At 40.3% G+C, this 12,756-nt stretch carries 8 protein-coding genes and 2 pseudogenes; 6 read left to right on the top strand and 4 right to left on the bottom strand.

The window, feature by feature from the left end; all coding sequences use genetic code 11:
• Window positions 1-106: 106 nt before the first annotated feature.
• Both ABWP14_RS10920 and corA read left to right on the top strand, forming a co-directional pair.
• The gene (locus ABWP14_RS10920; protein WP_353203002.1) at window positions 107-871 is read left to right on the top strand and encodes a hypothetical protein; all 765 of its coding nucleotides are present in this window, start codon (window positions 107-109) and stop codon (window positions 869-871) included.
• Window positions 872-1,102: 231 nt separating this feature from the next.
• A pseudogene (gene corA / locus ABWP14_RS10915) lies at window positions 1,103-2,064 on the top strand (magnesium/cobalt transporter CorA).
• Window positions 2,065-2,150: 86 nt separating this feature from the next.
• Here corA and ABWP14_RS10910 read toward each other — a convergent pair.
• The 3 genes from ABWP14_RS10910 to ABWP14_RS10900 all read right to left on the bottom strand — a co-directional run bounded on the left by ABWP14_RS10910 (window position 2,151) and on the right by ABWP14_RS10900 (window position 7,369).
• Window positions 2,151-4,259 (bottom strand): alkyl/aryl-sulfatase, encoded by a 2,109-nt coding sequence (locus tag ABWP14_RS10910; protein WP_353203001.1) that lies wholly within the window; start codon window positions 4,257-4,259, stop codon window positions 2,151-2,153.
• Between the two features lie 265 nt (window positions 4,260-4,524).
• Window positions 4,525-5,118 (bottom strand): DUF4337 family protein, encoded by a 594-nt coding sequence (locus tag ABWP14_RS10905; RefSeq protein WP_353203000.1) that lies wholly within the window; start codon window positions 5,116-5,118, stop codon window positions 4,525-4,527.
• A 1,084-nt stretch (window positions 5,119-6,202) separates the two neighbouring features.
• Window positions 6,203-7,369 (bottom strand): MFS transporter, encoded by a 1,167-nt coding sequence (locus tag ABWP14_RS10900; RefSeq protein WP_353202999.1) that lies wholly within the window; start codon window positions 7,367-7,369, stop codon window positions 6,203-6,205.
• Between the two features lie 143 nt (window positions 7,370-7,512).
• Here ABWP14_RS10900 and ABWP14_RS10895 point away from each other — a divergent pair, with 143 nt between their 5' ends.
• Window positions 7,513-7,827 carry a DMT family transporter gene (locus ABWP14_RS10895; protein WP_353202998.1) on the top strand — a complete coding sequence of 105 codons (315 nt, stop codon included), beginning with the start codon at window positions 7,513-7,515 and terminating at the stop codon, window positions 7,825-7,827.
• Between the two features lie 866 nt (window positions 7,828-8,693).
• On the opposite strand, the gene ABWP14_RS10890 is transcribed toward ABWP14_RS10895, so the two are convergent.
• The gene (locus ABWP14_RS10890) at window positions 8,694-9,152 is read right to left on the bottom strand and encodes an SGNH/GDSL hydrolase family protein (RefSeq protein ID WP_353202997.1); all 459 of its coding nucleotides are present in this window, start codon (window positions 9,150-9,152) and stop codon (window positions 8,694-8,696) included.
• Between the two features lie 346 nt (window positions 9,153-9,498).
• Here ABWP14_RS10890 and ABWP14_RS10885 point away from each other — a divergent pair, with 346 nt between their 5' ends.
• The 3 genes and pseudogenes from ABWP14_RS10885 to ABWP14_RS10875 form a co-directional block, all read left to right on the top strand.
• The gene (locus ABWP14_RS10885; RefSeq protein ID WP_353202996.1) at window positions 9,499-10,002 is read left to right on the top strand and encodes a Dps family protein; all 504 of its coding nucleotides are present in this window, start codon (window positions 9,499-9,501) and stop codon (window positions 10,000-10,002) included.
• 357 nt (window positions 10,003-10,359) lie between these two features.
• A complete protein-coding gene (locus tag ABWP14_RS10880) occupies window positions 10,360-12,354 on the top strand; it encodes an O-linked N-acetylglucosamine transferase, SPINDLY family protein (protein WP_353202995.1) in 1,995 nt (664 codons plus the stop codon).
• 133 nt (window positions 12,355-12,487) lie between these two features.
• Window positions 12,488-12,756: pseudogene (locus ABWP14_RS10875) on the top strand (transposase); the annotation flags it as partial.

Genomic DNA, 12,756 nt, shown 5'->3' with positions numbered 1-12,756 from the left:
AAAAACCACCCGAAGGTGGTTTTGGTGTTTCTTGGTGGCCCGGGGCGGAATCGAACCACCGACACGACAATCTGGAATCTAAAGCGTAACTACCTATAATCACCCAGTGCTGCTTATTCTTAAACTCACTATAGTTCCTCTCTTTATTGGCTTAATTACCTTAGTAGGTCGTAAATGGGGTTCTAGCGTTGCGGGATTAGTAGGTGCTTTTCCAGTTGTAGCAGGACCCATTATTATTTTCATTGCGCTTGAACAAGGCTCTGAATTTGCTGATTTAACCTCTATATCTGTAATCTCCGCTACAGCCTGCCTACTTATTTTTGGACTAGTCTACTCTTGGGCATGTATTCGTTGGAGTTGGATCTTCGCCCTACTTTCTGCGTTGATAGCATGGTTCATTTTGGCGCTTACTTTGGCCATGACTTCACCAAGTCTTGGTATTGCATTACTGATCGCTATTAGTTCGCTGATCATTACGCCGCTTCTTCTGCCTCGCATAAAATCGACTACCCCACCAAATACTAAATTACACGATCTTCCTTGGCGCATGTTGGTTGGTGCTTTGTTAACTTTCACTGTTACTACTTTGGCTGGGGCTTTAGGTGAAGTTTGGAGTGGAATCCTTGCGGTTTTTCCAGTCATTGGACTAGTCCTCGCTGTATTTACCCACACTACTTTAGGGTCCACTCATGTCACACAGGTTTACCGTGGAATGGTCAAGGGTCTATATTCTTTCGTAGCATTCTTTTTAACCCTGACGCTTTTGCTACCAGAGACTTCTATTTTGATAGCAGTCCTATCATCGGTTGTCGTGGCAATAGTTACGCAAGTCATCCTTCAGTTTATTGCTAGATCAATTACAAAAAACTAAGTGGTCAAACCTCCTACAACTAGACGATTGTCTTAATTGAGCCGTCCTATTTAAGGGCAGTGCAAATGAAAAAACCACCCGCAGGTGGTTTATAGAATCTTGGTAGCCTGAGGCGGAGCCGGACAGGGCCTAGGATGCTTGATCCTGTCTTATTACAGGATTTTTAAGATTTCAGTCATATTTGTACCCTAAGCTAGAGTGAAGCTTACAGAATGACTATTGTTTCTACCTATGCTAATTAATTGCGCCTCTTACCAAAAAGGTAAAAAATCGCCGATATTCATATTGGGTATATTAGCGACCATCTTGCTGATATGGATTCCTTTGTTTGGGTGGCATTACTCGACCCGACTGTAGATGAAATTGCCAAGATGGAAGAGGAATTTGACCTTCATCCACTGGCTGTCGAAGATGCGCTACTAGGACATCAAAGACCTAAGATTGAGGAATACGGCAACAGCATATTCGCAGTGATTCAGATATTGAAGTACGACAATGATATTTCGGTTGGAGAGTTAGATATCTTTGCAGCCTCTGACTATGTCCTATCTATCCGCAATCGATCTGATGTCAAATTTTTAGGGGTTAGAGAGCGATGCGAGCGAGAACCTGAGCTTCTGAGTCAAGGCTCAGGTTTTGTCCTATATGCCCATATTGATGCGGTTGTAGATCAATATTTTCCTATGATTGACAAGCTGGAAGAGGAGCTCGAGAATATTGAAGAATCTCTTTTCGACGAACGCTCTACTAAATCCAATATTGAAAGACTTTTCGAGCTAAAAAGAAAAGTGATGATCGTAAAACATGCCGTCTCTCCGCTAATGGAGGCTGTTGGCAAACTATCTAGTGGTCGGGTTCCACCTATTTGCGCCAATAGCACTGAATATTTTCGCGATATCTTAGATCACTTAACACGCATTAACTCAGTCATCGAGAGTATTCGAGATGCCATCGGGACAGCAATCCAAGTGAGCCTATCTGCCATCGCCCTTGAGCAAAATAATATTCAAAAACGCTTAGCATCTTGGGCAGCCATATTCGGGGTAGCAACAGCTTTTGCTGGTATCTGGGGAATGAACTTTGAACAAATGCCAGAATTAAAGTGGGACTATGGTTATCCATTTGCCGTTGGCATTATCGTATTGACTTGCTCATTCCTTTTCTGGCGCTTTAAGCGATCAGGATGGCTATAAGTTTGTCTTTTTAAAGGACATTTCATAAAAAGGATGTCCCTTTAATCGTGGGTAGCCCTTTGGGGCCTTGCTTTTAATTCTTAAAATTAAACTCCGGCCGAACTTGCAGGCTCTGGTGCTTCTAAAGGGTCTTTTGCAGGAGCAAATGGTAGTGGCTTAGTCTTTGACCTTGTTCCAGGAATTAATTCAAAATCAGGGACAAACGTTGTTAATGATGAGCGTAATTCATCAAAAGCTTTTCGATTACCAACAAACTTAACTTTGCCTTCTGATAATAATTTATCAAAAGTAGACTTACCCCCCATCACCAACTCGAGCTCTTTACGATTGATCATGATTGAAAGGTCAGCGTTTTCAGCTTGCTGTCCCTTTATATTAGTCAAGGCTGAGTTACTCATCTCCAAGGCAAATTTCTCACCATTATCTGGTGTTGATAAATTGATGATGAATTTCTTGCCAGCTGCTTTTTTACTATCCAAAGCAATACCCAGGGCATTAAGCCACAATTCTGTGGTCATCGCCTTGATTGTGTCTGGTCCGCTTGACTTAGGCGGAACGCCTGCAGGCATACCATGCCTTAACTCATAAGCAGCAGCCAAGAAACTATTACGAACGCTTGGGCTTTCTTTTTGGTAGCCAATTTGTTCGTAAACGTCAGCCAATAAGTCTTTAGCTGCGGTATTTTCTGGCTCTGCATAAACTAGCTTATTCAAGATTTCAGTTGCTTCACGATATTTGCCTTCATCATGCAAGGCTTTGGATTTATTGATAATTTTATTAGATCCTCCCATCATTTCAACATAAAGAGGTGCAGAGTCTTTTGGTGACAAAGGCATCAAAGTTGCAGGATTAGCATCCCAGTAACCCAGATAACGATTGATCACTGCACGGCTGTTGTGTTCTTCTGAACCGTGATAACTGTGAGCATGCCACTTAGACTTCAAGCTTTCAGGCAAATGATAAACGTTATGAACTTCATTGATAGTGACACCTTTATTCGCGAGATGAAGAACCTCATTATTTAAGTGCGCATAGGTATCGCGTTGAGTACGCATGATTTCCTGAATTCGCTCATTACCCCAGCGTGGCCAGCTATGTGAGGCAAACATTACTTCAACCTTATTACCGTAACGATATAAGGCTGTATTGATATGCTTAGACCAAGCCAAAGCATCACGCACCAGTGCGCCACGCAGTGTGTAAATATTGTGGATGGTGCCGGTGATGTTTTCCGCTGCCCAGAAAGCTTTCATTTGAGGGAAATAAGTATTCATCTCTGCCGGAGCTTCAGTTCCAGGTGTGTTTTGAAATTCCATGACAACGCCATCAATGGTCAATGTTTCAAAATCTTTTGAAACATAACGACTAGGCTCAATAAGACCTAAATTACCTGATGCTGTATTTTTACCAATTGATTGGTCAACGTGCCCAAATGGACTGCGCGGCAGAAGAACGCCATATTGGAAATACATACGTCGGTTCATTGCAGTGCCTGCGTAGACATTTTCTGCAATGGCGTGATCCATAAATCCGATAGGTGCTATGACAGGCACCTTACCGCTTCTTACATCTTTTTCATCAACAACGCCCCGCACGCCACCGTAGTGGTCTGCATGGGAATGAGAATAAACCACTGCAACAACTGGGCGCTTACCCAGTTTTTCATTAATTAAATCTAAGGCTGCTTTAGCCGTTTCTTTAGCAGTCAATGGGTCGAATACGATCCAGCCTGTTTTACCTTTTACAAAGCTGATATTTGCAAGATCAAAACCACGAACTTGATAAATCTTTCCCGGCACCACTTCGTACAATCCATAAGCCATGTTGAGGATTGCTTGACGTTGTAATGATGGGTGAATACTGTCGAAATCTTTGCCATCTAACAAGTAATCATAGCTACCTATATCCCAAGCAACGTTACCTGCTTCAGCCATAATCTGCTTGTAAGAGGGGGCCACAATGAAACCTTTTTTGGCTTCTTCAAAATCACGCTTATCTTCAAACGGCAAGGACTTACGTAAACCATTTTGTAACTCAATGGTGAACTTTGAGGGCATTTTGCCCTTCACATCAAAGTGCTTACCTTCGCGGGCGCCTTGATCCACTATCACGCCACCCGCACCTGCGGCAATAGCTAAACTAAGGTTAGCCAGTGCGAATACTAGCGCCACAGTTGTAATAACGTTTTTCATCATAGCCCTATTAATTTATTGAAGTTGTCACTATCTGAATTTAGCAATCATCACCTTTTAGAGCAATTAGCTTTACAGCCATACCCCCATAAAAAAGGGGACGATCAGGGCTGAGGATACTTGGCTTTAGCTCTAACTTGATGGCAATTCAATGACAAACGAAAAACCACCCTTAGGTAGTTTTAGTGTGTGTTGCTGACCTGAGGCAGGATTGGCCAGGGCCTAGGATATTCGACTTTAATCAAAGCGTTTCACGCAACTATATTTACTAGAAAAATAGCAAGTAGCCATTTAATGTAAGTATTGATCCGATAAAACCAATGCCAATGCCGCACCAAAGCAGGAGGGCAGCTGAAGAAATTATCGATGCAGAAACTAACACAATGGCTATTTGTAAAGCTACTTCGGCATATTCAAAACGTTCATTTTTCTCTTTTGTAGTTTGAATAAGGTCTGCAAGAACATTTAATTTTGCTTGTAAGTGCTGCTTATCATCATCGCGATTTTCGTCACTCTCAAGGCTCTTTATTTGTTTTTCATAGCCGCGAATAATTTGTTGCATACCCATCAAAGATTCTTGGTTAATTGCAGTATTTTTATTGGGTGGAATATTGCTCAGATCGTAATTAAATGAATCAATGGCTATATTTAGTACTAATTGGCGCAAAGCTCTAAACTCATAAATTGTGTTGGTATTAGAAAGTTGAATATTGCTCACTGCTAATAATTTTGATGTCCTATCTGTTCCCAAGCTTGCAAATGCTAAAACCATTGCCAAGATAGAGATCACTATTGCTTTTTTCAGATGTGGCTGAGAATCGCCTTCTTTTTCAACTATATCCGCAGCTTTTTCAGGGTTCATAAAAATCTCAAAATATGTTGGCGCCTAATTACAGAATTATAGTTAGTAAAGTATTTTGCCATCAAGCCAGTCCAAATGCTGACGCTGCTCTCTAGAACAAGAATCCACTTAAGCACTTCTAATGAGATATAAATAAGAAAAGTATTTTTAATGATATTGGTCTCTATAGCTCAATTTTGTGGCTACACTGCCCCAAATACATTGGCCACGCCATAGAATTTGAGCCTCTGATTGATGGCACCAATAAGTAATATTCTGACGACTCAAGCATTCTAAATAATGGTACAGACCATATAAGCCCCAAATGAAAACCACCCGAAGGTGGTTCTTGATGGCCTTGTTCGAACCCCTGAGAATAGGACTAGGAATCTGAAGAAGCTGAAGAGCTAGCTACATGTCTATGACTTATTAATAAGTAAATGGCAACTAATCTAAAAATTTCCATACAAAAAGTTGTTACCAAAATACTGGGATCAATCACTATTACCTTCACACTAAAGTAAGCATAAAACGAATAGAGGGCTAAAATAAACTCAACTATAAGACACCCTAAAGCAACAGTCTTAAATAGTTGCTTATTTGTAAAGATGTACAAAAACAAGCTGGCAATGGCTATACAATTAAATACAAAGAAAAGAGATACGTAAAGACGAATCATTGATCCGCCCATCCCTTGCTCTATTAAACCGCCTAGCACAGCAATGAATGTAATAAAAATGACAGCAAAGATTTATAAACTTTTCATAAAGATTTCTTTTTCTAAAAGGTATGTTTAATTTGTTGTGCTTATTGGAATACGATGGACATAAATATATTAAATCAAAAAATATTTTATAGGAACAATAAATGCCATCTTAATTTATGGCAATAAGTCCTACTTTAAGGAGAACCTAGAAAGTTAGGCCTTATTATTTAAGTAGCCTTACTTTCAAGGGCTTGAGCCACCCGCCTGGACTTTTCTAAAAATTGTGTGTGCTTGTACCGATCTAATTTTTCTATGAAATCAAAATCTTACGAGGGGTAATTTCTCAGAGCGCAGAATTTATATATTGATTTTTATCAAATCAACACTCCCTTAAATTACTTAGCTTTTCCTGTCTTCTTTAGGAAAAATAACTGCTCCCACAACCGTAAGTAAGCTCAGTCCAGCAATCGCCTTTAGCATCAAATCAAAACCGCCTTGGTTATAAAGAATAGAGACCAAGCCCACTGATAGTCCTGCAGCAGTAAAACCTAAAAAGTATCTTGCCGCATAGGCACGACCCCTCCACTCATCAGCCGTATATTTCCCAAGCATCGTATCGTTTACTGTCACCTGCCCAAAGATGGCGACAATAATAATAATCGCTAAAACAATTAACCAATAATCGCTTATTGTTGAAGCCAAATACAGTGTTGGAACAATCACAATTGCCAAAGGTAAAAATATATTTTTAAGAGAGAACTTATCTAGTAAGTTTCCAATGATGTATTGAGCAAGGGCTCCAGATAAGTAAACAAAAAAAGTAATGATTCCCAAAGTTGCGGTATTAGTTGTTAAGTTTGAAAGTCTCTCTTGAAATAATTTTGGCAAAGCGACTGTAATCGCATTAAAAGTCGTAGAGCTGGCGATGACTGTTATGACAAGAGATGCCACGACCCATATCATTACCGACTTTGATACCCGAGCTGAACCTGCTGAAGATTTTTTAACAATCTGATCAACTGAACTTGGAATACTTCGTAAATATAAAAAACCAACTAACAAGCAAACGACTGCAGGTACTAGAAATGCGATACGCCATCCAAAGTATTCAGTGATAATGCCCGTGATGAGGGCCGAAGAAGCGACCCCAATATTTCCCCAGACACCATTGATGCCCATTTCTTTTCCTAATTTTTCAGCATTGGAAACAAGCATAGCAGTTCCAACTGGATGGTAGATGGATGCAATCATGCCAATCAGTAAAAGCATGAAGCCTAATTGAAGCGGTGTTTGAATAAAAGAAACACCAAAAAGAGTTAGCCCCATTCCGAAAAAGAAAATGGCCATCATATTGCGACGACTCCACTTATCGCCTAACCATCCTGCAAGCAATGAGCCTGCGCCAAAAGCAATAAATCCAGGGGTAGCGTACGGCAGCAATTCTCCGTACTTCATATTAAAAGTAGGGGCAATAATAAGCACTGCTGCCGCAAAGATCAGCATAGCGTAATGATCTATGAAGTGGGCTATATTGATATAGACAATGATTTTTTTAGATTGGCTCATATTTGAAACATTAACTATGAATAGTCTAATAGTAGCGTATATGTCGTTTAAAACGGCATCGATTGACGCAGGGATGTCTAATCCTATTTAAAAGCGTGAAAAACTTTGATAAGGTAAATTCTTCGATTAACTCTAGGCTCAACATGTACTGGCTATCTCTATTAATGACAGGTGTTTTTGAGATTGGTTGGCCGCTTGGATTAAAGCTATCAAATAATCCCAGCATGAAAATCTGGGGCATTGCTTTGGCTGGAACAAGCATGGTACTGAGTGGATTCTTACTTTGGTATTCATTAAAAGGCATTCCTATCGGCACAGCGTATGCGATATGGACATCCATTGGCGCAGTGGGTACTTTTGCAATTGGCGTTTACGTTTTTGGAGACCTTAATATTCCAATTCACTGGATCGGCGCCGCCTTGATTTTGCTTGGTGTAATTATGCTGAAGATGGGATAACACGCCAAGCCCGAAAAAAATAGCCCAACAAGTGGGCTATTGAGATTCTTGGTGGCCCGGGGTACAATCAAACTACCGATTGAGACGCTAGCATAAGACCAAGCCTTAAATTTAGCGATCAGAGATTTGAAGAATCCTGTAGATAACATAAATTCGCAGTAACTGGGCGAGCATGTCTGTCTATAAGGATACCTTATTAAAGAATTGGCCCCATCTATCATAAAATAGGTCCGCGCCTTCTAAGCCCCCCGAAAAGGAGATTTGAAGCAAATTAATTACTATACCTAACGCGAGTATTGCTATGAGTAAGCTCTTTTTGAAACCTTTAGGGTCTGAAATAAACCAATAATAAATAAGTGAAACAATAAAAAACATGAGAACCGGGCTTAGGGTTCTAACTAGCTCGAATCGAAAAAAGAGATTATTACTATCAGGCTTTCCGCTACCACTCACCCAGTGGCTTATTATTTCTAAAATGCAAATGGTTAGCAAGATTAATATAGTTGAGCTTAAATTACTTTTAGTTCCTTCATTCATATAAGCACCTTAGGTATACCAACTCTGCTAAATAATTAAAAATCTGAATAGCTAAGCTACGTAGATGTCGAGAAATATACTCGAAATATAGCATGCAAGCCTAATTAAGTATCAGAAATTAAGGATATTCTTGTTTGATTTCCTTGGCAACCAGGGCCAGCATTGAAGCACCCTTTAAAGGAAAACCTCTAGTCAAGGAAAGGCTGGGAGACCGAGAAGAAATGTTGCCAGACCGTGTCTAATACTAGATATTCAATGGACCAACTCTAATGTTTTGAGAATTCTTGGTGACCGGGGCGGAATCGACCAGGGCCTTGGATGTTAAATCCTTACTGAATATTTGCCTCTTTAATAACCTTCTGTATAAACGGCGCCATATTGGTGGCCCATACCTTACATCCGGCGGAAGTCATATGTCCAGGCCCGCCTTGATCATATTGACGATGATCCCTATCTCGAGGAACTCCTCTGGTCCAATTTCCATAATAGTAGGCACCAAACTTTTGAGCAAATTGCAAAGCCTCTTCTTCCGTTTGAATTGTTGTGTTTGAAACATAAATTGTCGGCATTTTCATTGCTTGTAAATATTTCAAGATTTCTTCGCTTGCCTCTAGGTTAAATCTTTTATTTTTTTCATTAGGGCCGGGCTCAAAAATAACAAGCTTGGTATTGGGAAAGGCCTTTAGCCCTTGCTCTAATCTCACCATCATAAATTGAGGTCTATCGCCATCTATTCCGGCGTTAACAACCTGAGCATTTATCATTTCTTGAGTAAATATCTCATTCAATGTTGCTGTATATGCTTGGCCCCCGCCTTTACAGTTCGTATTGCTGGTCCCTAAAGCAAAGATCTCGTATCCAAACAAGTTTACTGAGAAAAAGGCTAGGGCTAAAGAAATAATGATTTTTATGGCTGGTATTTTGTTAGCCTAAGTATTGCCATTCTAACTGATGGCGTCTAACCCTACCAGACCAAATGAAAGTACTACCCAAGAAATGGGCCATTCAAAATCTTGGTGGCTCGGGGCGGAATCGAACTACTGGAAACAAACAATTTCATATGATTTTTTTATGCTTGAGCTAGTATAGTCATAACGAATAAATTCGGCTTCGTTCCGAAAGCTATTCACAACCATGGAGAAAATAGTGCCCACAAAATCTTTGGCATCAAAAATTGACATCGGAATTAATGAGAAAGATCGCAAAGCTATTGCAAAAGGCTTGTCTGAACTCTTGGCCGATAGTTACTCCCTCTATCTGATGACGCATAATTTTCATTGGAACGTCACAGGGCCGATGTTTAATACGCTTCACAACATGTTTATGGCTCAGTACACAGAACAATGGGCGGCCCTAGACTTGATAGCAGAACGAATTCGAGCCCTAGGAGAGCCAGCACCTGCTACTTATAAAGAATTTTCAAAGCTGACTTCCATTGCAGAAGTCAGCGGAACTCCAAAAGCCCTCGAAATGGTTCGTTACCTTGTGAAAGCTCAAGAAGCTACAGCCAAAACTGCGCGCAAACTTTTCTCCTTAGTGGATAAAGCAAATGATCAGCCTACTGCGGATCTCTTAACGCAACGCCTAGATATTCATGAGAAAACTGCCTGGATGCTTAGAAGTATTCTGGAAGATTAAGTCACGCCCGAACAAAAGATAATGCCCCGCACGATGCAGGGCATTAGAGTTTGGTGGCCCGGGGCAGAATCGAACCGCCGACACAAGGATTTTAAATATCCTCCGATAGATCGCTTTTGCTTTGATTTCAAGGGCTTGAGTCACCAGCTTTAACTTGTCAAAAAATTGTGTTGCCATACCTGTGCCAGTCAACCACCATAGTGTCTATGAATATCGTTTAAAACGACAATTCATGAAGCGTCAATTTAATCGACACTTAAGTTAAGCTGTTGTTATGGGTGACTATCGACCCTAAGCAGATACTCACCGTGAAGCAACACACCAGATTGACACTTGACTTTAATTACAATATAAACTGTGAGCTTGCAAGATATAAATCAACTTCTAATAATTGCAGAAAATAGCTTTCGCAATAATAATTATGAATTCGCTGAATCTGTGTTGCATGAAGTATTACAAATTAATGCCAAAAATTCTAGAGCATATGAATTGCTGGCTTATATTAATGGGCAAAAAGGAAATCCTGAGTTAACCTATCATTTTCTTATTAGGGCCTCTCAAGAAGAGGGCTGTTCCGCTGCAGCCCTTTATGAGCTTGGTGCAATTCACCTTGAATCCGGTAGACCTGATCAGGCCAAAACTTGTTTTACCAGTTCACTAGAAAAAGGCGGTAATTTTTTTGAGGCCCTTCATGATCTTGGAACGGCACAAGCTCAATTGGGCAAATTAAATGAGGCGCTTATTTGCTATACCAAAGCATTAAATATTCGAAAGGATATCCCTCAGCTATTCTTCAATCTTGGAAGGCTGCATGATGAATTGAAGAGGCCTGAATTGGCGCTTGAAAATTATAATGAAGCAATTCGACTACAGCCAAATTTTGCTGAGGCGTGGTGCAATAAAGGCAGCACCCTTTGTGACATCAAAAAATTTAATGAAGCTCTAATTTGTTTTGAAAATTCGCTCTCATTAGATCCCAGCATTAGCTTTATTCTAGGCGACATTGCTCATATAAAAATGAGGCGTTCTGAATGGATTGGGATTGAAGGATTAAAAATCACAATCCAAGAAAATATAAACTCTGACAAAAAGGTAACGTCACCTTTCCCGCTTATCTCATTAATTGATAATCTTTCTTTACATAAAAAATGCGCCGAGATTTATGCCCAAAATAAATTTCCATTTAATCCAAGCCTAGGAGATATACCAAAGCATTCACGGCAAGAGAAAATCCGTATAGGGTATTTTTCATCTGACTTTCGAAATCATGCCGTCTCTTTCTTGACTGCAGAACTTTTTGAATTACATGATAAAAATATGTTTGAAATATTTGCCTTTTCTTCTGGGGCCGATGACAAAAGTGCAATTCGTATACGTTTACAAGGGGCATTTACCCAATTTATCGACGTAAGCTATCTTTCTGACAAGGAAGTTGCACACCTTTCTAGAGAGATGAGTATTGATATTGCAGTTGATTTGGGGGGCTATACAGCTAATGGCAGAACCGGTATTTTTGCCTATCGTGCCGCACCCATTCAAGTTGGCTACATTGGATACTTGGGTACTATGGGCTCTGAGTATATAGACTATCTAGTAGCAGATAAAACAATTATTCCCCAAGGCTCCGAGCAATACTACACAGAGAAAATTGCTTACCTACCCAGTTATCAAGTCAACGATTCACGCAGGAAGATAGCTGATAAAGTATTTACGCGGGAAGAGTTAGGTTTACCTGAGGACGGCTTTATTTTTACGTGCTTTAACAATAACTACAAAATATTGCCAGAGACGTTCGACAGTTGGATGCATATATTAAAGTCTACTAAACGGAGTGTACTGTTTTTATACGCTGAGAATGAATGGGCGAAATCCAATCTAATAAAAGAAGCAGAGGCCAGGGGGGTTAATGGACAAAGACTTGTTTTTGGGAAGCATCTCGATCCCGATGAATATCTAGCTCGCTACCAAGCGTGTGATTTATTTTTGGACACGGCACCCTACAATGCCGGAACCACAGCTAGCGATGCATTGTGGGCTGGATTGCCTGTGCTCACTCTTATAGGCGAGTCCTTTGCCAGTCGTGTAGCCGCTAGCCTACTAAATAATATTGAATTGCCAGAGCTCATTACAACAACTAAGTCAGCCTATGAGGCGCTAGCAATAGAGTTGGCGACCAATCCACAGAAGCTAATAAGCATTAAGAAAAAGTTAGCAGAAAACCGACTAAAAAGCCCACTATTTAATTCCCCTCTCTTTAGCAAGCATATTGAAGCTGCTTATTTGAAAATGATGGAATTTTATTGGGCTGACCTACCTCTGGTTGATTTTGAAATTAACTCTATTTCTGAGTAATATTTCTTTGCTAATTGATGGACTGAGTTAGTCTCACGATGTCACATGACATTAATCTGAACTGACCTGATTTTTAGTACTACTCCAAAAGAGAGGATTTTTGATAATCTCTCACCTTAAAGGAGTGCTAAATATGGCAAAAGGTCAACGTCTTAAACCCGAGCAAATCGTCACCTTATTGCGTCAAATCGATGTTTTAACCACCAGTGGCAAAACCCTAGCCCAGGCCTGTAAAGAAGTGGGAACGGTAGAGCAAAGCTACTATCGTTGGCGCAAGATCTATGGCGGCATGAAAGTCGATCAGGCTCGTAAGTACAAAGATCTAGAACTGGAAAATACCCGGCTTAAAGAAGCTCGTAGCGGACTTATCGCTACGAGAAGTGATGCTCAAGGAAGTCATTA

The sequence above is a fragment of the Polynucleobacter sp. genome, assembly GCF_040400325.1.
Lineage (GTDB): Bacteria > Pseudomonadota > Gammaproteobacteria > Burkholderiales > Burkholderiaceae > Polynucleobacter.
The sequence above is the reverse complement of the archived record's forward strand: the minus strand, read 5'-3'. Positions and strand labels throughout refer to the sequence as shown.

Bases quoted from the DNA above. Each gene is read 5' to 3' on its own strand.
- ABWP14_RS10910 (WP_353203001.1), bottom strand. From the start codon at position 4,259: ATGATGAAAAACGTTATTACAACTGTGGCGCTAGTATTCGCACTGGCT.
- ABWP14_RS10905 (WP_353203000.1), bottom strand. From the start codon at position 5,118: ATGAACCCTGAAAAAGCTGCGGATATAGTTGAAAAAGAAGGCGATTCT.
- ABWP14_RS10900 (WP_353202999.1), bottom strand. From the start codon at position 7,369: ATGAGCCAATCTAAAAAAATCATTGTCTATATCAATATAGCCCACTTC.
- ABWP14_RS10895 (WP_353202998.1), top strand. From the start codon at position 7,513: ATGTACTGGCTATCTCTATTAATGACAGGTGTTTTTGAGATTGGTTGG.
- ABWP14_RS10885 (WP_353202996.1), top strand. From the start codon at position 9,499: ATGGAGAAAATAGTGCCCACAAAATCTTTGGCATCAAAAATTGACATC.